The organism is Paraburkholderia oxyphila NBRC 105797, assembly GCF_000685075.1.
Classification (GTDB): Bacteria; Pseudomonadota; Gammaproteobacteria; order Burkholderiales; family Burkholderiaceae; genus Paraburkholderia; species Paraburkholderia oxyphila.
The window spans coordinates 1-20,393 of record NZ_BAYD01000041.1 but is presented as its reverse complement, the minus strand read 5'-3'; the positions used below and the strand labels follow the sequence as shown (position 1 = coordinate 20,393).

The window sequence follows — 20,393 nt, the reverse complement described above, 5'->3', positions numbered from 1 at the left end:
TCACTCCGACGGCCACTCGGGCGATGCCGCGCCGAAATCGGCAGCGAGGGTGACGGATTTCCAGCGCTGCTTCGTCTCGCGGCGCGCCTGTTCCTCGGCTTCGACGACCTGCCAGGCGTCCGAGCCCAGCACAAGGCGCGCGGGAACCGTAGTACTCGAGGCAAGCGCCACGATGAGCTGGGCAATGCGCTCGGGATCTCCCACTTCATGACCGACGTAGGCATCCATGAGCGCCTTGAAGTCTCCCAGCGATGCCAGATAGTCTTGCGGCAGATTCTGAAGCGTCGCGCGAGCCTCATGGCCCCACCCGGTTCGCATGCCGCCGGGCTCCAGCGTGCAAATGCGGATTCCGAAGGGCGCGACTTCCTTGCCCACGACGTCGCTGAATCCACCCACGGCCCATTTTGCCGCCTGATAGGCCGAAAGCCCCGGGGTGCTGATGCGGCCGCCCGCCGACGAGACCTGAAAAATGTGACCGCCGCCCTGTCCTCGCATAGCCGGAATGGCCGCACGCGTGAGGTTCACCACGCCAAAGAGATTGGTCTCGATTTGCGCGCGGAAATCCTCGGCGCTCGTGTATTCGAACGGCTCGATATGGCCATAGCCAGCATTGTTGACCAGCACGTCGAGCCGCCCGAACAGGCGGACCGCTTCGGACACGGCCTCTTTCGTCTGCGGTTCGTTCGTGACATCCAGCTCAAACGTTGCGAGGCGCTCGCCGTAGCCCGCATGCAAATCGGTGAATCGTGACGTGTCGCGCGCGCAAGCCAGTACCTTGCCGCCATCCCGCAACGCCGCTTCGAGGATGGAGCGGCCCAAACCTCGGGACGCACCGGTAATCAACCAAACTTTGGACATGATCGTTCGACCTTCGAGAGGCACCGATCCCGGTGCGTTTTTGACAGATCTGCGCACGACTCCGAAACTAGTCGGCCTGCGATGCAGCGGTCACCCTGCTCACTGCGGATTGAATCCCGCCTTACCCGCGAACATCACGGACTCGGCTAGCGCCTTTTGCGCCTGCAAGGCCGTGAGGCTTCGCGAGTAAGCCGCGTCCAGCACCGCATAGGCATCGCCGCCAAGCACGGTGCGCAGCGGCGGCGCCGGCATCTGGCTGACCGTATAGATGGCGCCGGCCATTTTCACAGGGTCGCCCGAAGCTTGTTCGTCACCCACCTCCACAATCTGGCGACGAAGCTTTCCGACGATGCCGTCCTTGTAGGCGTCGAGCTCCTGGGTCCAGCGTATGTTGGCCACAAAGCCCGTCTTGATCGAGCCCGGCTCGATGATGATGGTCTTGATGCCAAACTCGGCGACTTCCTGGCTCACCGATTCAGCAAAGCCTTCCAGGCCGTACTTCGCGGCGTGATACATGGAACCGCTCGGGAACGCCGCACGCCCGCCGACGCTACTGACATAGAGGAGCGTGCCACCCTGCTTCGCGCGCAATGCCGGCAGGAACGCACGCGTCACATGAATGGGCGCGAGCAGATTCAGCGCGAGCTGCTGCTGGATATCGGCTTCGGTCATTTCCTCCATCGCGCCGATCACGGCTCCGCCCGCATTGTTGGCGACCACGTCGACATCGGTGTGGCGCGCAGCGACGGCCTGCACCTGCTCGCGATCGGTCACATCGAGCGACTCCACCTCGAGCAGCGCCGGGTATTGCTGCGCCAAGGCCCGCATCGCGTCGACACGGCGCACCGCTGCTACGACACGGTGCCCTTCCGCGAGCACCTTTTCGGTGAGAGCAAGCCCCAGACCACTGGACGCGCCGGTGATGAACCACTTTTGACTGGACATGATCCTGTTCTCCTTGCGAATAAATGAGCGATTACGCGCTCAATTAAAGTCGAAAATTTTTACTGCGTGATCGCCCGCCACAGGACGCGAAATCCCAGCTCCCGGTGACGTCCTGCATCCTCTGGATGCTTGTTCACGTACTCGATGGTGGTATCGGCAATATGCTCGATCACCGATGACAGAAAGCTGACCGGCGCATCCACCAGCACGCCATCGCGCACGCCGGACTCCATCATCTGGGCCACCGCCAGAAAAGCCTCCATCCCCTGTGTCCGGGTCTCGTCCAGCAGTTGCCCCGAAGCGGAGAGCCGCGCGATGGCGAAGCGCCCGGCGGCATTCGAGAGCCCCCAGCTTACATAGCGCTGGAAAACGTGCTCCATGCGTTGCTGGTAGTCCGCTGCATCCGGATAGTCGGGCATCACCGTTTCCGCGAGGCTGCGCTTGAGGTGCAGGTAGACCTCCTGGAACAGCACCTCCTTGCTCTCGAAGTACGTGAACAAGGTCCCCTCGGCCACGCCGGCGCCCCGGGCAATGCTCGCCGTGGTGGCCAGCACGCCCTGCTCGGCAACGGCCTCGGTTGCCGACATTAACAGGGCGTTGCGTTTTTCAGGGCTCAAAGGACGTGCCATCGTTTCTGCATCAATATTGACTGAGTACGCGCTCAATTATACACGCCTTTTGGAAGTGTGCAATTTAAGCTGATCAGGAACTTAGTGAGCTTCTTCGCAGCCTTCGACGTTCAAGGCCGTTGCGCAACTGGCCCAGGATCAACGCGCTGGCAATCAGGGCGAAATACAGGGTGAGGAGATTGCGGCGCCAGGCGTCGAGCGCGGCCTGATGGGCCACGAGCACGGGATCGACGTGTCGAAGCATGAGGCCCTTCGCCTCGACCGCGCGCATCATCCGGCCAAAGCCCGCAGCCGACAGCAACGGCAGCAGAATCATGAACGCCAGCAGTGCCGGCTTCATGCGGCGTGCCCACTCATAGTGGCGCAACCGGAACCACAGACCGAGGCATCCGTGTATCCAGCCCGGTGCCAGCAGCGCCAGCTGCAAACCCTGCGTGCCGCTCGTGAGCAGCACGACGATCACGCGCTCGTAGTCGGGCTCGAAGCCATAGAGCGTGGACGCAAGCCGGGTCGACACCGCATGGCGGATCAGCAGCATCGGCAGGCTGAGGCCGGCCCAGAGGCGGATCCATTCGGCGGGCGGCAGCGCCCAGTGACGCCGCCCGCACAGCGTGTGCAACGCCAGCGCAAAATGCAGGGCTGCCGCACCGTACAGCGCGATCGTTCCGGGCGTGCTGCGCCACAGCCGCAGTGCGAGCACGAGCGCGTGTCCCGCAAGCTCCAGCGACGCGATCCCGAGCGCGTGGTTGACCAGATGCAGAAAGAGATACGTCAGCATCACCAGCCCCGAGGCGAGCTGGAGCTTGCGCAGAATGGCTTGCACTCCGATCCTCACTGCGCCGGTCGCGCGCACGTCGCGCCGAAGCCGCTCACTTCCGGCTCCGATGAACGACGCGGGACATGTTCCGGGCGGGCTTCGCCATGGCGCCCGTTATGCTCGCCAGCCGGCTGATGCGCCGGCGCAACCGGCCAAACACGCTGCCCGCCGATGACCGGCGCGGGGCGCCGTCATGCCGATGCGCAACACCCTGATGCAGCGCATCGGCGAACCGCTCTAACGCCGATATCGGACCGCATACGCTCTGGTATTCCTCGCGGCCAATCCTGCCGTCGAGGATCACGGTCAAGCCCGACGCACGGGCCATCTGGATGAGGTCCATTTCGATCTCCCATTTTGGGTGCCTTGCCTGCAATACCGCGCTCAGGCGCCCGTTATTCCCGCGAGCATAACGCTCCATCAGTTGCCAGCCGTGCGATAGGCGGCCGGGAATAAAACCGGCACCTCCCCGGTATTACGTCTGAAACCCGCCCTGGAAGCCCTCCGGATCGATCCGGCAGCCGGCTTCCTGAATCCAGACTCCACACCAGAGGACATCATGCCTTCAGATCTTCCTTCCCAGCCGTCGCGCCGCAACGCCCTGAAATGCCTCGCTTTCGGCGGCGCAGGCACCCTGTTTGTCCTGGCCGGTGGGGTTTTCACACCCGTGGAGCTGGCGCTCGCGGCCAGCAGCAAGGATCAATCAGCGGCTTCCGGCACGCCCCTTTTCCTGCAGATCAGCGACTCGCATATCGGCTTCAACAAGGAAGCCAATCCGGACGTTGCGGGGACGCTCAAGCAGACGATTGACTACGTCAACGCCATGCCGGTCAAGCCCGCCCTGACGATACACACGGGCGATATCACCCATCTCTCCAAGCCGGAAGAATTCGATCTCGCCAGCCAGTTGCTGTCCGGGCTGAGCATTACCGAGCTGCACACGGTGCCCGGCGAGCATGACGTGACGGACGGACCGCAGGGCGAATACTTCAAACGCTTCGGCCAGGCGTCCGACAACCGGGGCTATTACAGCTTCGACCACAATGGCGTGCACTTCATCGGCCTCGTCAATGTGATGCATTTCAAGCCGAACGGGCTCGGGAGTCTGGGCGACGACCAGCTTGCCTGGCTCCAGAACGATCTGAAGGGGCGCACGTCCAGCACGCCGATCGTGGTCTTTACCCATATGCCGATGTGGACGATCTACGAACCCTGGGGTTGGGGCACGGGCGACGCGGGCCAGGCGATGGACGCTCTGAAGCGGTTCGGCTCGGTCACCGTTCTGAATGGGCATATCCATCAGATCGTCTCCAAGGTGGAAGGCAATATCACCTTCCATACCGCGCGCTCGACCGCCTATCCGCAACCGATGGCCGGCAATGGTCCCGGACCCGGGCCGCTGACGGTGGCGAGCGATCAACTGCCCAAGATGCTGGGCGTGACGAGTATCCGCATCACGCGCCATCCGCTTGCCGCGACGCTTTCCGACACGACGCTCGCCTGACCGCGAAATTCATCATTCAATCAGGAGCCAAGCCATGCCATCCCCTTTCTCTCGTCGTGCCTTCATCCTTTCCCTCGGGAGCGCCCTGCTCACGGCAGCATTGGCCATCGGGTCGCCTGCCGCGCATGCCCAGGACCCCAATGAGGTCATCATCAAGAATTTCATGTTTTCGCCGATGTCCCTCACCGTCAAGGCCGGCACGACGGTGACGTGGAAAAACATGGATGGCGAGCCGCATTCGGTCGTCAACGACGCGGGCATATTCCACTCGGCCGCGCTCGATCAGAACGATACGTATCAGTTCAAGTTCGACAAGCCGGGGGTGTACAACGTGAACTGCGGCATTCATCCGTACATGAAGGCGACCATTACTGTGCAGTAGGCCGATTCAGGCGAGCCATGGCCGCGAGCGCATTTCATTCGATAAGGAATCCATATTTTTTCAGTGAAATCGCCCGCGGCATGGCCGCTTTGTCGCCGACACGGCGCATGAAGCGAGGCACGCCTCACACTCGCTCGGCCGAGGCCAGATGATTCTTCAAGAATGCGCGCGTTCTACCTTGGCACGGATCGCGAAGCACCTGATCTGGCGCGCCTTCTTCAACAACCACGCCACCGTCCATAAACACGATCCGGTCGGCGACCTCCGCGGCGAAACGCATCTCATGCGTGACAATCAACATCGTCATCTGTTCGGCCGCCAACTGCTTCATCACAGCATTGACCTCGTCGACCAGCTCCGGGTCCAAAGCCGAGGTCGCCTCGTCGAACAACATGACTTTGGGCTGCATCGCCAACGATCGTGCAATCGCCACTCGCTGCTTCTGCCCTCCAGACAATTGCGAAGAGTAAGCGTCAATCTTGCTGGCAAGTCCGACTTTCGATAGCAGCCCCCGTGCACGCTCACGGGCATCGTCCTTGCGCATGCCTTTGAGCTTGATGGGGCCCAACACAATATTTTCCATAACGGTCAAGTGAGGAAACAAATTGAAGTGCTGGAACACCATCCCCATCTGCTGCCGGACGGCATTGATGTGCCTCTCGAACGCGCGTCCTTTCAATGGCTGATTCACTTGTGTGCCGTCGAGCCAGACCTCTCCCCCATTCAATGTCTCGAGATGATTGATCGAGCGCAGCAGCGTGCTTTTCCCAGACCCACTGGGGCCAATGATCGCGACGATCTGGCCGCGCGACACGGAAATATCGATGCCCTTCAAGACCTCCACGGCGCCATAAGCTTTGCGCGCATTCTTCACTTCGACCATGGGTTTCAAGGCACTCATCGCGTCACCTCCACATTTTTCTCAAGGCGTCGAAGGCCGAATTCCATCGCAACATTGCAAACGTAGTAAAGCGCCGCAATGCTCAGATAGAACTCAAACGGACTGAAGGTATCGCTGATGGCATGCTGGGCACTATTGACGAGCTCGGTAATTCCGATGACCGATACGAGAGACGAGTCCTTCAAGAGAACAATCATGTTATTTCCGATCGGCGGAATCGTCTTTCTTACCGCTTGTGGAATCACGATATGGATCAGCGTTTGCCAGCGGCCAAAGCCAATCGAGCGCGCCCCTTCCGTCTGACCATGATCCACGGAAAGAATCCCCGCGCGAATGACATCGGCGTTGTAGGCCGCAAAATGCAGGCTCAGACCGATGATGCCGGCAATAAAGGCCGAAATATCGATGCCAATCTGCGCGAGGCCGAAGTAGATGAGGAAAAGCTGCAGCAATAGCGGCGTCCCCATGAACAGCCAAATGAAGAGACGCACCGGGTAACAAACAAAGGCCGGCGCATACAGCACGACAAGCGCAAATACCACGCCAAAAACAAGACTCAGGAGTGAGGACAGCGCCGTCAGGATCAACGTCCAGGCCAAGCCTTGCAGAAGCAGCCCTGTGTACGGCAAAACTATGCTGAAATCGAGTGATTGCATCGGTTCTTCCTCAGCGAGCGGCGAAGCGTTTGTCCAGAAGATCGACTATGCGCACTACGACGTAGATGACGATCATGTACAGGACTGCCGCGATCGCGAATATTTCGAAGGGCTTATAGGTGGACCCAATGTATCGCTGCGCGGTATACGTCAGCTCCACCACGGACACCGTTGAAACCAGCGCCGATCCCTTTACGAGCCCGACCGTGTTGACGCCCAGCGGACGTATCATCAGGCGCGCTGCCTGTGGCAGGACAATGAGCCTCATCGTCTGCCCGCGTGACAGCCCGATTGAGCGGGCCGCTTCGGTTTGCCCGCGCTCGACGTTCACGATCGCGCCACGCATCGACTCGGACATATACGCGGCAATGTTCAGGCCCAGCGCGATATATCCGGCGCTGAACGGATCCAGATTGAGCCCGATCTGCGGCCCGCCGAAGTAGAGGATAAACAACTGCACCAGATTGGGCGTGCCGCGAAAGATGCTGACATAGGTCGTTGAGAGCGCGCGCAGAACCCGGTTATCCGAGAAGCGCCCTGCCACCAGCACAACGGCGAGGGCGAGTCCAATGACAAAGGCAAGTGACGAAATCTGTACGGTCACCCATGTCGCCTCCAGAAAAAACGGCAGGGTTCGCAGCACCAGTGCAATGGCCATATCCATGAAAATCTCCGCATCGCCTTCAACTGACTCGGCGTGCCCGAGTCGGCCCCGCTAGTTCGATCAGCGGATATCGCTGCCGATCCATTGCCTGGAAATTTTCTCGTAGGTGCCGTCGGCCTTCATGTCGTCAAGCGCCTTTTGCAAGGCCACTTTGAGCTCGGGGTTGCCCTTGCGGACTGCGATGCCGATACTGTCCGGCGATGCTTGCGCACCGGGAATGGCAAGCATCCTGACTTTCTGGCCGGTTTCCTTGACGGCGACCATGACGGGAACACTGTCCATGATAATGGCGTCGATACGGCCGTTCTGAAGCTCCATCAACATCTCGGGCAGCCCCTTATAGGTGCGGATGTTCCAGTTGCTTTGCGCCTGCGCCCACTTGTCGTTGGTATCCCCGAGGATCACGCCCACGGTCTTGCCCTTGAGGTCGTCGATTTTTTGAATTGGAGAGCCCGCCGCGACCACGGCGACACGTTCCACATGGTAGTACGGGCCGACGAAATCCACGGCCTTCTCACGCGCGGGCGTGATCGTCATCGACGCGACAACGATGTCGTATTTCTTTGCCAGCAAGCCGCCGATGATGCCGTCAAAAGGCGTCGTCACGATCACCGGCTTGAGCTTCAATCGCCTGGCAAGCTCGGAACCAATCGAGGCGTCAAACCCGACGATCTCGTTCTTGTCATTGGCGAAACTGAAGGGTGGATATTGACCGCTCATTGCAATGCGAAGCTCGCCCGTACTCTTCAATGCCTGAAGCTCGTCAGCCATGACAGAGTGAGCGGGAAAGGTGACAGCCATAGCCGTCAGCGCTACCGAAATCAGGCGTTTAATTTTCAAAATCATGGCAAGCATCTCCTCCAGAATTGATCGTCTGTTTTTGCCGATCTCTTGTTCCGTCCGTCAAAATCTTGACATAATTCCCATTGGCGGAGAGCCGGCAAAGTGCCGGTGGAGTCCGATATAGCGTCGGATCCGGCCGGCATTTTGCCGGCTTCGCTGCCCTGGCCAGGCCCTCGCAGAACGCACCCGGCACGCACGGGCATCCACACACCAGTTTCTTTAACGAAGTGCGGCTTCGATGCTATCTGCCAGCACGCCGAGCAAATGATCCGCATTGGCGCGGCTGAAGATCATCGACGGGCGCATTTTCAACACATTGTCGAACGGGCCCTCCGTGCCCATCAGGACGCCGCGCTCGCGCGCGCCATCGCAGATTTTCTTCGCCATGGCCGTGGCCGGTTCCTTGGTCTTGCGATCCAGTACCAGCTCGATACCGAGGAACAGGCCCTGCCCACGCACGTCGCCAATCACGTCGTAGCGCTTCTGCATGACGCGAAAGCCCTCGAGCAGATACTGTCCGACTTCGAGTGCGTTCTGCCGCAGACCGTCGCGTTCAATGACGTCGAGCACGGCGAGGCCAGCGGCGCACGCCACCGGATTGCCCGCGAACGTGTTGAAATACTCCATGCCGTTGTTGAAACTGTCAGCAATCTCGCGAGTGGTCACGAGCGCCGCCATCGGATGGCCGTTGCCGATGGGCTTGCCCATGGTGACGATATCGGGCACGACGTCCTGCATCTCGAAGGCCCACCAGTGGCTGCCGACCCGGCCGAAGCCAACCTGCACTTCGTCGGCGACGCAAAGTCCACCGGCGGCGCGCACCATGGCGTAGACCTCCTTCAGATACCCTGCCGGCAGGAAGATTTGCCCCGCCACGCTCGGGATCGACTCGGCCATGAACAAAGCGGGCTTGCGGCCTTGCTTTCTCATGGCGTCGATCTGCTCGGCTACGCTCTGCGCGAAACGCCTGCCATGCTCCTCTAGCGGCCAGCCCAATGGCGCGCGGTAGCTATCGGGAATGTCGGCCTGGAAGACATGGTCCGGCTTGCCTTTACCGCCTTTGCTCTTGTATTTGTAGGGGCTCAGGTCGATCAGCTCCTGTGTGTTGCCGTGATAGGCCCAATCCAGCACCAGAGCGTCGCGGCTGCCAGTATGGTGGCGGGCCATGCGCAGCATCAGGCTGTTCGCCTCGCTGCCCGAGCAGACGAAGCTCGCCACCGCAAGGCCTGGCGGCAAGGTGGCGGTCAAGCGCTCGGCGTACGCGACGATGTTGTCGTGCAGATAGCGCGTATTGGTGTTGAGGATCGCCGACTGCCTGGCGATGGCCTCCACGACGTCGGGATGCGCATGGCCGAGATGGCAGACATTATTGAAGCAGTCGAGATAGGCGCGGCCGCGATGGTCGATGAGCCAGACACCGTCGCCGCGCACAAACTTGATCGGCTCGGAATAGGAGATCGACAGATTGGGCAGCAGGATCGCTTTGCGACGCTCAACAATCTCGGCGCGGCTGCGCCCCGTCTGTTTGAACGCTTCGGGTGGGATGCCGGCCAGTGCGGCGACGTCCGGAAACATATCGGCCCATACGTCGAGATAGGCGGCCTCGCCCACCCCGAGCACTTCCGTTGCGGACAGATCGACGTCCGTCGACACCTGTAGATGAAGATGCGGAGTCCAGCCGCCATTCTCATCGGCTGCCCCCATGTAACCGACGAGATCGCCCGCAGCCAGCCTCTGCCCCGGCTTCAGGCGCGCCAGGGCTTCATGTCCCATATGCCCCCAGAGCGTCACGAAAGGCGGGCACCCTTGCGGTTCATGCAAGAGCGCGACCAGCCCGCCATAATCGAGGGGATCCGGCTCGATCTGCACGCTTCGCACCGTGGCATCCAGTGGTGTATGGACGGCGGTACCGGCAGGCATGAACAGATCGACGCCGAGATGGCAGACGCGATGCTGGCCGTTGATGAATCTGGACTCAAACGCAGCATTGCTGTAAACCGTGCGCTTTTCACCCCACGGCCCTACACCAAGCTGAACATGATGGCGCGCGCAGAAGTCGTTCCACCATGCCGTGGCTTTCCCGGGACGCTGCGCAGCCGAGTCGAGCGTCATTTCATGCGTTGCATCGCCGAAAGGAACGAGCGCCTTGGCCAGCGTCGCCGGATGCGGCCGCACGATCGGTGCGAAGCCCTTCGCGTTGGCGGCAATCCAGTTGCGTGTCGCGACCGCCCCTTCCACCGCTTCGAACCCGCACGCCTTGCGCAGGATGGCCGTGGCGAAGCGGGGATTCATCGCGTCGAGCCGGTGCAATAGCCGCCAGGCCGGCGCTTCGCTGATCGCGAGATAAGGATCGTCCTGAATCCGGTCACGGCGGGAAGCAGAGAACGTCACGCTGATGACGAGCCGCATTGCGATGAGATCGAACAGCATCTCGACCTCTTCCGGCAGGAGCGGGTATTTCTCGTGAAACCCGGCGGCAAGTGCACCCGCAGCGCCAATCGGATCGTCCATGTCCAGGATCGAATAGGCGCATGCAATCGCGACGTCGGCAATCAGCACCGTATGAACGGCGTCGCCGAAATCGATCAGCCCAGCAATGTCACTGCGTGTTGCTTCGTCGACGAGCACATTCCAGTCATTCGCGTCGTTATGGATGACCTGAGCGCGCAGACGCGACAGCTGCGGCACTACATGACGTTCGAAGCGCGTGATAAACCGCTCGAGAATCGAGCGCTTCGCCTCGTCGCGGACGAAGTGCAGACGGGCGCGTGCACGGGCGGCGTGCCGAAGATCCCAGTCGAGATTGCGCAGTGCGCCGGGATGGATAAACCCCTGCAAGGCGCGATCGAGCTCACCCATGGCACGACCGAGATTGCGCAACAGTTCAAAGCTTCTCTCGACTTGCGCGAGCGGGGTGCCTGGAATCCATTCCACGAGGCGCACGGCATGCGCTTCTCCCGTCGATGACACCGTCGACGCAAGCCGCTCACCGCTGAGGCTCGGCTTCAGATGCGGAACGGGTATACGGGGGTTGACTTCGTTCAGATGATGCAGAATCGCGGTCTGCAGCTCGCTTTCAACCTTGGGTTCGCTGGAATTCACGATCTTCAGAATCCAGGCCGCACCCGTCTGCGTGATCAGCCGGAAGTTACGGTCCCGCTCCCCGTCGAGCAAGGAGGCGGTTGCCTTCACGCCAAAAATCTCTTCGCTGAGCTTTTCGGCGTCGGTGACAGTGTAGTGGGGTGCAGGGCGAGTGAGATCAGTCATATCGAGCTTCCAGCGCGGATTGCCAAAAGACCTGTTCAAAACACCGGTTATGCGCCGGCATTAGTCAGGATCACTTATTGAATGCCACGGACAAGAATCGAAGGCAGCATGCGCGACGTCGAATCGACCCGCCTCGCGCAGTTTCACGAGCGGCGGTTCGTGCCGCCACTCGCCCCTTCAAGCCAGCCGCCTGCCTGATGGTTCGTCGAACAGGCTATTCTGGCAACATGTTGGCATGCAATCCGTTTTGCGACATCATGTAAGTTGCCGGAACGTCCGGCAGATTGTCGGAATGGACCGGCATCTATTCGGTTGACGGGGACGATGACTGATGCGAGAGCTTGATGCGACTGACCGTGAAATTCTGACTATCCTCGCCAAGGATGCCCGCATCGCGTTGAAGGCCTTGGCTGCCCGCATCGGGCTATCGCGTAGCGCAACGAGCGAGCGCGTCAGCAATCTTGAAAGAAGCGGTGTGATACGGGGTTATCGCGCGGACATCGGCGAGATCAACGCCAACGTGATTCGGGCGGTTCTGCTGGTCAGTCTGAAGCGAACGCCCGCGAATCAATTGCTCGACCTGTTGGCTGAACAGCCCGAGGTTCGACGCGTGTCGTCGGTTAGCGGCGAGCTTGACCTGATTGTGGAGATTGAAGCGGGCAACATCGACGGGCTCAATCGGGTCCGTGACTGGGTCGCGAACTACGAGGCGGTCGACGATCTGACGACGGCAGTCGTTCTACGGCGAAATATTGACCGGGAAATGCGCTGACGCTCAGGCGCAAGCAGAAGTGAACGACCGGTCGAGCGTTGCACCCCACCCGGCCGTCCAGCCGCGCTCTCAATGCTCGTTGCTCGCCCGCGCCGCCGAGGGGCACGCCGGATCCGTGCCCCAGTGGCCATCGCACACGCGCCAGCGGCACAACTGATCTTCGAAGAATCCCCGATCGCCGCACGCCTTCACTTGCTGCGCCAGCGCTGCATTGCTGTCGCTCTGGGCCTTGCCCGCGGCCTTCGACGTACGCGCGGCCGCCTTGGCATCGGCCGGCTTCGTGCGCGCCACGAGCACGGCGAGCAGATCGACGTCGGAATCATCCTGCTTCGCGCCGTTGTGCGGCTTCTTCGACTGCGCAACGGCCGCCTTGCTTTCCGTGCGGCGGGTATTCGCCGCCGGATGCTTCGCCGCGGCCTTCTCGCGCGATGGCGCCGATTGGGCTCGAGGCGCCTGCGCCTTGGGCACGGCTGCCGCAACCGTGGCGCCGCTCGCGCTGCCGTCGCGCGCGCCGTCTGTCAGTGCGTGTGAAAGCCGGTCGGCATCGTTCGCCGGTGCCGGAGCGGCATTGGCCGCGGCGGACTTTGCATTGGCCGTATCGTCGTCGGCGACGATCGTTGCCGCGTGCGATGCCGAAGCGGCGTCGGGCGCGCCGGTCTGTGCGCCCGCAACGACCGCCTGCGATGCGCTCGCGGCCGCAGCAGCCGCCACCGTGGCGCTTGCCGGCGTGGCAGAGGCGCTCGATGCCGTGGAGGGCGCGCGCGTCATCAACTGCCATGCGCCGAGCGCGCCGGCGCCGATCACGAGCAGCGCAACGAGCGCGGCCGTCTTCGAGACGCGCGCCGGCTTTCCTGCCGGTGCGGCAGGCGGCACGACGCGCCCTTCAAGATTCGCAAGAATGCGCGAGCCATTGGGCGCGCCGCCGTTGGCGGGCGCGCTGGCCGCTTTGCCGGGGCCATCAGCAAGCAGGCTGGGTGGAGCTTTAGGGCGGGAGTTGTCCGGCACACTCATTAGAGTCTCATTCGAATCGTGCACATTGAATCGGGCCTGTTTCGCCGTAATAATACGGGTCGACCCGGCTTCGGGCAGGCCTGATTCTAAAATCAAGCATTACAAAAAACAATTGCCTCCAGTTCAAGAGGTTGCTTTTGGTTGCCATTGCACTCGTAGTCTATTTCGCCATTACCGTCCCGTTAGCGGCAATACTGCTTCTTCCGGGCGTGCGTGCGGTGTTTTTCGACGTCATATCCAATTTGCATAACATCGTTACGCAACGTATATCGGCAAGCGCCACGCAAGCGCGTAAAGGCATTTCAAGATCGGCAAAATATTCCCAATCAAGCATGACGGGTATGCAAAATTTGCTGATTAAACGGCGCTTGCTGATTTTGTCGACGACAGGTATTCTTGCGACGCCGCCGTTGGTTGCCATTGCGCTTCGCGGCCACCAGTTATTCCAATACGATGACACGCTTCGGGCGCCCGATGAAAAAATCTCGGCGTTGCTCAATGGCGAGCAGCTCGTCCCGCCGCCGCCATTGCCGCCCGAGGTGTTCGCCACGCAGGAGGTCGAACAGCTTCGCCCCGCGCTGGTGGATGCGAGCCGCGACTGGAATCTGCTCGATCCGGATTTCCGTACGCGTCTATTGCTCGTTTATAAAATCATGCACGAGCAATACGGTTATCAAATGGCATTGCTGGAAGGTTATCGGAGCCCCGAACGGCAGGACCGGCTGGCGAAAATGGGGGGCAGCGTGACCAATGCCGCGGCGTTTCAGAGCTACCACCAATACGGACTCGCGGCGGATAACGCGTTTTTACGAGACGGCAAGCTCGTCATTTCAGAAAAAGATCCTTGGGCCATGCGCGGCTATCAGTTATATGGGCAGGTGGCCGAACAGGTCGGGCTAACGTGGGGTGGCCGGTGGAAATTGATGGATCTCGGGCACGTCGAATATCACAAGCCCGGTTTCGTGCTCGGGCGCAGAGCCGCGGCTCGTCAAAAAGTCCAATAATCCGCGCCGACATGGTTTCGCAATCAGACGCCTATAAGCTCGAGCGGCCCGCCGTGGCCGCCGTAGCTCACGCTACGCACCATCAGAACAGCACTCAAAGCACCAGGACCTGACCGGCTTATGCAACGCATCCTCAACGTGTTGACCCACAGGCGCACGCTTTCCATCATCACCTTGATCGCAGTGGCCACGGGGCTGTTCGCTCTCGTCGCAGCGGGGCAAATCGCGCTCATGTGGGCCGTGCTCGCACTCGGCGTGCTGCTCTTGCTATCGCTGCTCGTCTGGTTCGTGCGCCGCAAGCGCGTGCGCCGCGGCAACAACAAGCTCGGCGAGATGCTCGAACAGCAGGCTCAGGTCGAGAGCACCAGCAGCGCTGCCGCGAGCGGCACGCAGGTCGAACTCGACGCGCTGCGCACGCGCCTCGTGGAAACGGTCAAGACCATCAAGACCTCGAAGATTGGCCAGCTCTCGGGCGGCTCGGCGCTCTACGAGCTGCCGTGGTACATCGTCATCGGCAATCCGGCGGCGGGCAAGAGCAGCGCCGTGCTCAATTCGGGACTGCAATTTCCTTTCGCCGACAAAAAAGACGCCATCGTGCACGGCATTGGCGGCACGCGTAATTGCGACTGGTTCTTCACGACCGAAGGCATTCTGCTCGACACGGCGGGCCGCTATTCGGTGCACGAGGAAGACCGCGGCGAATGGCTCGGCTTTCTGGGGCTGCTCAAGCGCTTCCGGCCCAAGGCGCCCATCAACGGCATCATCGTGACCGCGAGCATTGCCGAACTCACGGGCAACCGCCCCGAGTTCGCGATCAATCTCGCGAAGAACCTGCGCCAGCGCGTGCAGGAGCTCACCGAAAAGCTCGAAGTGTTCGCACCGGTCTACGTGATGTTCACGAAGGTCGACCTCATTACGGGCTTCACCGAATTTTTCAGCGGCAGCGACCGCAACGAATACGACCGCGTCTGGGGCGCCACCCTGCCCTACGAACCGGACGAGAAGCGCGACATCGTCGCGCTGTTCGACGAGCGCTTCGAAGAGCTCTACGACGGCCTCAAGGAAATCAGCATCGCGCAGATGTCGATCAGCCGCGGCAACGCACTCACGCCGGGGCAACTGAGCTTCCCGCTCGAGTTTTCCACCATCAAGCCTTCGCTGCGCGCGTTCCTCGCCACGCTGTTCGAGAACAATCCGTTCCAGTACAAGCCCATTTTCCGCGGCTTCTACTTCACGAGCGCCTTGCAGGAAGGCGAAACCAACAGCGCCGCCGCGCAGCGCATCGCCAACCGCTTCTCGCTCTCGACCGACAGCCTGCCCAAGCCGCAAGCGGCGTTCTCGAAGAACGGCTTCTTCCTGAAAGACCTGTTTTCCAAGGTGATTTTCGCCGACAAGCAAACGGTCCGCCAATTCGCGAGCCCCGCGAAGACGCGCCTGCGCTACGCCACGTTCTTCGGCGTGGTGGCCGCGCTCGCGCTCGCGCTCGGCGGCTGGACCTGGTCGGCGATCAACAACCAGCAGCTCGTGGCGAACGTGCAGGCCGACCTCGACAACGTGGAAAAGCTGCAGCAGAACCGCAACGACCTGCAGTCGCGCCTGCAGGCCATGGACATTCTCGAGGACCGCATCGAGCAGCTCGAGCAGTTCCGCCGCGACAGGCCGCTCGCGGTGTCGCTGGGCCTCTATCAGGGCGACCGCGTCGAGCAGCACTTGCTTCAGGAGTATTACAACGGCGTGCGCCAGATCATGCTCACGCCGGTCTCGCAGAATGTCGAAGCGTTCCTCAAGGAAGTCGACGCGCATCCGGACCAGCTCGCGCCCATGACGCGCACGCCCGATTCGGGCGCGGTGCCGGTGTCCGCGCACGCGGCCATGGCGAGCCCGAGCCAGGGCGGCCTCTATAGCGACGCGTCGCCCACCAGCGTCGAGGACGCGTACAACGCGCTCAAGACCTACCTGATGCTCTCGGACAAGCGTCATGTGGAAACCGCTCACCTCACCGACCAGATCGCCCGCTTCTGGCGCGGCTGGCTGGAGACCAATCGCGGCAACATGCCTCGTGACGAGATGATCAAGAGCGCCGAGCGCATGATCACCTTCTACCTCTCGCGCGTGTCCGACGACGACTGGCCGATGATCGACGCGAACCTCGCGCTCGTCGACCAGACGCGCGAGGACCTGCGCCACGTGGTGCGCGGCATGCCGGCACGCCAGCGCGTCTATGAGGAAATCAAGGCGCGCGCCTCCACGCGTTTTGCGCCGATGACGGTCGCACGCATCGTCGGCGACGGCAATGCCTCGCTCGTGGCGGGCAGCTACGCGATTCCGGGCACCTTCACGCGTGAAGCATGGTTCCAGTACGTGCAGCCCGCGATCCGCGATGCCGCCACGAAGGAGCTGCAGGCGAAGGACTGGGTGCTCAACACCTCGGCCAGCGACGACCTCACGCTCGAGGGCAGCCCCGAGCAGATCCAGAAGACCCTGGTGGGCATGTACAAGGCCGAGTACGCGCAGCACTGGCAGAAGTTCATGCAGGGCATCGCCGTGCAGGATTTCGGCAGCTTCGGCCAGGCCGTCGACGCGATGAACCGCCTCGGCGACCCGCACGATTCGCCGATCCGCAAGATCCTCGAAACCGCGTACGACCAGACTTCGTGGGATAACCCGTCGCTCGTCAACGCCACGATGAAGCAAGCGCAAAGCGGCATCACGGGCTGGTTCAAGAACCTGTTCTCGCGCGCAAAGAGCGGACCGATCCAGGCGAACATCGACATCAACGGCAATCCGGTCGAGATGCCGATGGGCCCGGTCGGCCAGGCGTTCGCGGGGCTTGGGCGCATTGTCGTCACGCACGACAACGGCTCGCTGCTGCAGGGCTATATGGACTCGCTCTCGAAGGTGCGCACGCGCTTTAACACCATCAAGAATCAGGGCGATCCGGGACCGGGCGCACGCCAGCTGATGCAGCAGACGCTCGACGGCAACGGCTCGGAGCTGTCCGATTCGCTGAAGTTCGTCGACGAGCAGATGCTCACCGGCCTCACCGACGACCAGCGCAAGGCGCTGCGGCCGCTGCTCGTGCGCCCGCTCATGCAGGCCTATGCGGTGGTGATCCAGCCGGCCAGCGCGGAAGTGAACAAGGTGTGGAACGCCCAGGTGTACCAGCCCTTCCAGGCGTCGCTCGCGAACAAGTATCCGTTCTCGAGCACGGCGAAGATCGAGGCGGGCTCGAGTGAAATCGCCCAGACCTTCGGCCCGGACGGTGCGATCTCGAAGTTCGTGAGCACCACGCTCGGGCCCCTCGCGGTGCGCCGCGGCGACACGCTCACCGCGCGCACGTGGGGCGACATGGGGCTCGCGCTCACGCCCGACTTCACCAACGGCTTCGCCCGCTGGGTGGCGCCGCTCGCGGGCGGCGCGTCCAGTGCGAACGGCGGCACGAGCGAACCGCAGACCGTGTTCCAGATCCTGCCGCAGCCTTCGAGCGGCACGACCGAATACACGATTGCGATCGACGGCCAGCAACTGCGCTACCGCAACACGCCGCCGCAGTGGACCAACTTCGTGTGGCCGAATCCGGCGGGCGCGCCGGGCGCGACGCTCTCCGCAACCACCTTCGACGGCCGCACGATCCAGCTCGTCAATGAGCCGGGCCGCTACGGTCTGGAGAAGCTGATCAACTCGGCGCAGCGCAGCCGCCGTCCGGACGGCACCTTCGACCTCACGTGGACGCAGGGCAGCGTGTCGGTTTCGGTGAGCATGCGCATCATCAGCACTTCGCAGCCCACGGCTTCGAGCGGCAACGCTCCGCAACAGCAGGGGCTGGGCGGCGTGCAGCTGCCGTCTTCCGTCGCGAACGTGGGCCCGGCGGCGGGTAGCCCCGACTCACCCAACGCGCCCGCTGTGCCGAACGCCGCGCCCGCAGCGGGCAACGCGCAGAACAACACCGCCCCCGTGAACGCGCCCGCCGGCGCGGTGACGACGGCCAACGCCACGGGCGCCAACAACAACGCGGGAGACGCGCAATGACGCAAACCGTACAGGCGCAGATCGCCTACTTCGGCAAGATCCCGTCGCGCGGCGACTTCGTGAAAAGCGCACACAATCCGCAGCTCCTGCAGACGCTCGACCGCTGGATTGCCGAAGCGATGGACATGCTCACCGACGATCCCCGCTGGAAGATCGTCTACGAAGAAGCGCAGCCGATGCACTTCGCGTTTCTCGGCTCGCAGAGCAAGCTCGCGATCGCGGGGCATATGGTGGCGAGCCGGGACCAGTCGTCACGCCGCTTTCCGTTTCTCGCGGCCACGGCGCTCGAAGTCGAGCAGCCGCTCGCCTTTCTCGCGCGCAGCCCGCTCGCGCTCGCACGCCTGTGGTCGCGCGTCTCCGCGCAGATGCAGCCACTCTTGGGCCCGAGCGAACCGGCCGGCGCACTACAGGCGCTCGGCGAGACCTTCGTGCCGGTGGACGTGGGCGGCGCGGGCAATCCGCACGACGGCACCTTCGCCGACTTCATCGAGCATCAGACACTCTCTGGGCTCGAGCAGATGCTGCTCGCCAGCGGCCATCCGGTGCGCCTGCGCGGCGCGATGCTCGCGCTCGGCTCGCTGCTGCGCCCGGTGATGACGAGCGGCGCGGCGCATCTCGAGCGGGGCCTCACGCTGCCGCTGCCGACCGACCCGTTCTACCGCAGCCTCGTGGCGGCATTCTGGCTCGAGCTGATCGCACCGTTCGTCTCGAAGGCCGACTTCGAACTGGCGATTTTCATGGGCACCATCGCGCAGCGCGAGCGGCTCATCATCGGCTTCAACGGCGCCTCGGCGAAGACCTTGCATAGCGTGGTCGATCCGCAAACTTACTCGGCCCATAACATCGATATCGACGATCCCGAGTGGGTCGACGAACATGCACAGAACGACCATGGCATCAGCAAACTCGTCAGCTACCTCGATCAGCCGCAACTGTCACTGCGCGTCTCGATCGACACGTTCCGCGAGGCGTTCATCGGGGAGCCGGTCAATGGCCGCCGTGCTTGAGCTGCCCAGGCGCAGCGCCCTCGCCGCCGCGGCGGCGCTGACGTTGGGTGCATTGATTGGTGCATTCGGCACGTTCAGCGCCCCCGCATTTGCCGACGATGCCAGCCCCGCGCGCGTCACGCCCGTGGATACGAGCGGCGGGCAGATCCGCACCACGGAGCTGCCGGGCACGGCATCCTCTGCTGGGCAGGTCAGCCAGGCCGGCACAGTCAATGCCGCAGCCTCCGCTCCCGGCACGCGCGGGACCGCGAGCTCGACGCCGGCTCCGGCGAACACGGCGCCGGGCCAGGTCGTGGTGGGCGGCAAGGTGCCTGACGAAGCCACGCACGCCGCCGTGCTGCAGCGCCTGCGCGACACCTATGGCGCGGCGAACGTGGTCGATCAGATCGAAGTGGGCGACGTGGCCACGCCGCCTAATTGGTCGGCGAACGTGCAGAAGCTGATTAATCCAGGGCTGAAGCAGATTCACAAAGGACAGCTGCAGATCGATGGCACGCAGATCGACGTGCGGGGGGAAGTGGGCAATGAAGCCCAGCGGCAGCAGATCGCGAGCGATATGGCCAATGCGCTTAATCCCACCTATACGATTCGCAATGGGTTGCGCGTGAGTGCGTCAGAGCAAGGGTTGCTTGATCAGACGCTCGCGAATCGCACGATTGAATTCGAAACGGGAAGCGCGACGCTCGCGCCGGAGGGCCGCGCGATTCTCGATCAGATGGCGGCCGTGCTGGTGAAAATGAATACGCGGACGGTGGAGATCATCGGTCATACCGATAACTCGGGTAATCGTGCGTCGAATATCGCGTTGAGCCAGGCGCGGGCGGATGCGGTGAAGGGGTATCTTGTTGGTAAGGGGATCTCGCCGCAGCAGCTTACGACGGATGGTGTTGGGCCCGATCAGCCCGTGGCGTCGAATGATACCGCTGATGGGCGTGCGAGGAATCGGCGTATTGAGTTCCGGGCGGGGATCTGATGCTTCGCAGTGCGATTGCTTGATTTTTGCTGGCGCGCTTGCGGGCTTTTCGCGGTAACTTGTTTTCGCGGTAACTTGTTTTCGCGGCGGGCCGCAGGCGTTGCCCCTGTGCGGGGCGGCACCTACTTTTC

The 20,393-nt window shown here is 62.3% G+C and carries 18 protein-coding genes; 7 read left to right on the top strand and 11 right to left on the bottom strand.

The features are described 5' to 3' along the window. The 5 genes from BO1_RS24010 to BO1_RS52470 form a co-directional block, all read right to left on the bottom strand. Positions 1–858 (bottom strand): SDR family oxidoreductase, encoded by an 858-nt coding sequence (locus tag BO1_RS24010; protein ID WP_028219732.1) that lies wholly within the window; start codon positions 856–858, stop codon positions 1–3. Between the two features lie 99 nt (positions 859–957). Next, complete coding sequence (locus tag BO1_RS24005) at positions 958–1,803, bottom strand: SDR family NAD(P)-dependent oxidoreductase (RefSeq protein ID WP_028219731.1); 846 nt, start codon at positions 1,801–1,803, stop codon at positions 958–960. A 59-nt stretch (positions 1,804–1,862) separates the two neighbouring features. Further along, positions 1,863–2,468 (bottom strand): TetR/AcrR family transcriptional regulator, encoded by a 606-nt coding sequence (locus BO1_RS24000; RefSeq protein WP_245643889.1) that lies wholly within the window; start codon positions 2,466–2,468, stop codon positions 1,863–1,865. A gap of 37 nt (positions 2,469–2,505) precedes the next feature. Continuing rightward, on the bottom strand, positions 2,506–3,255 hold the full coding sequence (locus tag BO1_RS23995) for a hypothetical protein (protein WP_245643888.1): 750 nt from the start codon (positions 3,253–3,255) through the stop codon (positions 2,506–2,508). Positions 3,256–3,301: 46 nt separating this feature from the next. After that, positions 3,302–3,592, bottom strand: a complete 291-nt coding sequence (locus tag BO1_RS52470; RefSeq protein WP_156992376.1) for a hypothetical protein — start codon at positions 3,590–3,592, stop codon at positions 3,302–3,304. A gap of 216 nt (positions 3,593–3,808) precedes the next feature. Between BO1_RS52470 and BO1_RS23985 the strand changes: the two genes are divergently transcribed. Both BO1_RS23985 and BO1_RS23980 read left to right on the top strand, forming a co-directional pair. Next, on the top strand, positions 3,809–4,753 hold the full coding sequence (locus tag BO1_RS23985) for a metallophosphoesterase family protein (protein ID WP_028219728.1): 945 nt from the start codon (positions 3,809–3,811) through the stop codon (positions 4,751–4,753). A 34-nt stretch (positions 4,754–4,787) separates the two neighbouring features. Beyond that, the gene (locus BO1_RS23980) at positions 4,788–5,135 is read left to right on the top strand and encodes a cupredoxin domain-containing protein (RefSeq protein ID WP_028219727.1); all 348 of its coding nucleotides are present in this window, start codon (positions 4,788–4,790) and stop codon (positions 5,133–5,135) included. Positions 5,136–5,259: 124 nt separating this feature from the next. Here the strand turns inward: BO1_RS23980 and BO1_RS23975 are convergent, their stop codons facing one another. The 5 genes from BO1_RS23975 to BO1_RS23955 all read right to left on the bottom strand — a co-directional run bounded on the left by BO1_RS23975 (position 5,260) and on the right by BO1_RS23955 (position 11,466). Then, the gene (locus BO1_RS23975; protein ID WP_167338383.1) at positions 5,260–6,018 is read right to left on the bottom strand and encodes an amino acid ABC transporter ATP-binding protein; all 759 of its coding nucleotides are present in this window, start codon (positions 6,016–6,018) and stop codon (positions 5,260–5,262) included. Positions 6,019–6,032: 14 nt separating this feature from the next. Continuing rightward, positions 6,033–6,692, bottom strand: a complete 660-nt coding sequence (locus BO1_RS23970; protein WP_028219725.1) for an amino acid ABC transporter permease — start codon at positions 6,690–6,692, stop codon at positions 6,033–6,035. 10 nt (positions 6,693–6,702) lie between these two features. After that, the gene (locus BO1_RS23965; protein WP_218002822.1) at positions 6,703–7,356 is read right to left on the bottom strand and encodes an amino acid ABC transporter permease; all 654 of its coding nucleotides are present in this window, start codon (positions 7,354–7,356) and stop codon (positions 6,703–6,705) included. Positions 7,357–7,416: 60 nt separating this feature from the next. After that, complete coding sequence (locus BO1_RS23960; protein WP_084688158.1) at positions 7,417–8,202, bottom strand: ABC transporter substrate-binding protein; 786 nt, start codon at positions 8,200–8,202, stop codon at positions 7,417–7,419. A gap of 216 nt (positions 8,203–8,418) precedes the next feature. Continuing rightward, positions 8,419–11,466: an aminotransferase class III-fold pyridoxal phosphate-dependent enzyme gene (locus BO1_RS23955; RefSeq protein WP_028219722.1), complete on the bottom strand. Its 3,048-nt coding sequence runs from the start codon at positions 11,464–11,466 to the stop codon at positions 8,419–8,421. Between the two features lie 331 nt (positions 11,467–11,797). Between BO1_RS23955 and BO1_RS23950 the strand changes: the two genes are divergently transcribed. Continuing rightward, complete coding sequence (locus tag BO1_RS23950; protein WP_028219721.1) at positions 11,798–12,238, top strand: Lrp/AsnC family transcriptional regulator; 441 nt, start codon at positions 11,798–11,800, stop codon at positions 12,236–12,238. 69 nt (positions 12,239–12,307) lie between these two features. On the opposite strand, the gene BO1_RS23945 is transcribed toward BO1_RS23950, so the two are convergent. Further along, entirely contained in the window at positions 12,308–13,249 is a 942-nt protein-coding gene (locus BO1_RS23945) for a hypothetical protein (protein WP_028219720.1), read from the bottom strand. A 137-nt stretch (positions 13,250–13,386) separates the two neighbouring features. Here BO1_RS23945 and BO1_RS23940 point away from each other — a divergent pair, with 137 nt between their 5' ends. From BO1_RS23940 to BO1_RS23925, 4 genes are all read left to right on the top strand, one after another. Next, positions 13,387–14,253 carry a M15 family metallopeptidase gene (locus BO1_RS23940; RefSeq protein ID WP_028219719.1) on the top strand — a complete coding sequence of 289 codons (867 nt, stop codon included), beginning with the start codon at positions 13,387–13,389 and terminating at the stop codon, positions 14,251–14,253. Between the two features lie 120 nt (positions 14,254–14,373). Further along, the gene (gene tssM / locus BO1_RS23935; protein ID WP_028219718.1) at positions 14,374–18,282 is read left to right on the top strand and encodes a type VI secretion system membrane subunit TssM; all 3,909 of its coding nucleotides are present in this window, start codon (positions 14,374–14,376) and stop codon (positions 18,280–18,282) included. Then, positions 18,279–19,289 carry a type VI secretion system-associated protein TagF gene (gene tagF / locus BO1_RS23930; RefSeq protein WP_028219717.1) on the top strand — a complete coding sequence of 337 codons (1,011 nt, stop codon included), beginning with the start codon at positions 18,279–18,281 and terminating at the stop codon, positions 19,287–19,289. Before tssM ends, tagF begins: the two co-directional genes overlap by 4 nt. Beyond that, entirely contained in the window at positions 19,273–20,262 is a 990-nt protein-coding gene (locus BO1_RS23925) for an OmpA family protein (protein WP_043286198.1), read from the top strand. Before tagF ends, BO1_RS23925 begins: the two co-directional genes overlap by 17 nt. The last annotated feature ends 131 nt before the right edge of the window (positions 20,263–20,393 follow it).

What these genes read in the sequence shown, in the direction of transcription:
- BO1_RS24005 (WP_028219731.1), bottom strand. Translation starts at nt 1,803, where the DNA reads ATGTCCAGTCAAAAGTGGTTCATCACCGGCGCGTCCAGTGGTCTGGGG.
- BO1_RS23960 (WP_084688158.1), bottom strand. Translation starts at nt 8,202, where the DNA reads ATGATTTTGAAAATTAAACGCCTGATTTCGGTAGCGCTGACGGCTATG.
- BO1_RS23950 (WP_028219721.1), top strand. Translation starts at nt 11,798, where the DNA reads ATGCGAGAGCTTGATGCGACTGACCGTGAAATTCTGACTATCCTCGCC.
- BO1_RS24010 (WP_028219732.1), bottom strand. Translation starts at nt 858, where the DNA reads ATGTCCAAAGTTTGGTTGATTACCGGTGCGTCCCGAGGTTTGGGCCGC.
- BO1_RS52470 (WP_156992376.1), bottom strand. Translation starts at nt 3,592, where the DNA reads ATGGACCTCATCCAGATGGCCCGTGCGTCGGGCTTGACCGTGATCCTC.
- BO1_RS23970 (WP_028219725.1), bottom strand. Translation starts at nt 6,692, where the DNA reads ATGCAATCACTCGATTTCAGCATAGTTTTGCCGTACACAGGGCTGCTT.
- BO1_RS23965 (WP_218002822.1), bottom strand. Translation starts at nt 7,356, where the DNA reads ATGGATATGGCCATTGCACTGGTGCTGCGAACCCTGCCGTTTTTTCTG.
- BO1_RS23955 (WP_028219722.1), bottom strand. Translation starts at nt 11,466, where the DNA reads ATGACTGATCTCACTCGCCCTGCACCCCACTACACTGTCACCGACGCC.
- tssM (WP_028219718.1), top strand. Translation starts at nt 14,374, where the DNA reads ATGCAACGCATCCTCAACGTGTTGACCCACAGGCGCACGCTTTCCATC.
- BO1_RS23925 (WP_043286198.1), top strand. Translation starts at nt 19,273, where the DNA reads ATGGCCGCCGTGCTTGAGCTGCCCAGGCGCAGCGCCCTCGCCGCCGCG.
- BO1_RS23975 (WP_167338383.1), bottom strand. Translation starts at nt 6,018, where the DNA reads ATGGTCGAAGTGAAGAATGCGCGCAAAGCTTATGGCGCCGTGGAGGTC.
- BO1_RS23980 (WP_028219727.1), top strand. Translation starts at nt 4,788, where the DNA reads ATGCCATCCCCTTTCTCTCGTCGTGCCTTCATCCTTTCCCTCGGGAGC.
- BO1_RS23985 (WP_028219728.1), top strand. Translation starts at nt 3,809, where the DNA reads ATGCCTTCAGATCTTCCTTCCCAGCCGTCGCGCCGCAACGCCCTGAAA.
- BO1_RS23945 (WP_028219720.1), bottom strand. Translation starts at nt 13,249, where the DNA reads ATGAGTGTGCCGGACAACTCCCGCCCTAAAGCTCCACCCAGCCTGCTT.
- tagF (WP_028219717.1), top strand. Translation starts at nt 18,279, where the DNA reads ATGACGCAAACCGTACAGGCGCAGATCGCCTACTTCGGCAAGATCCCG.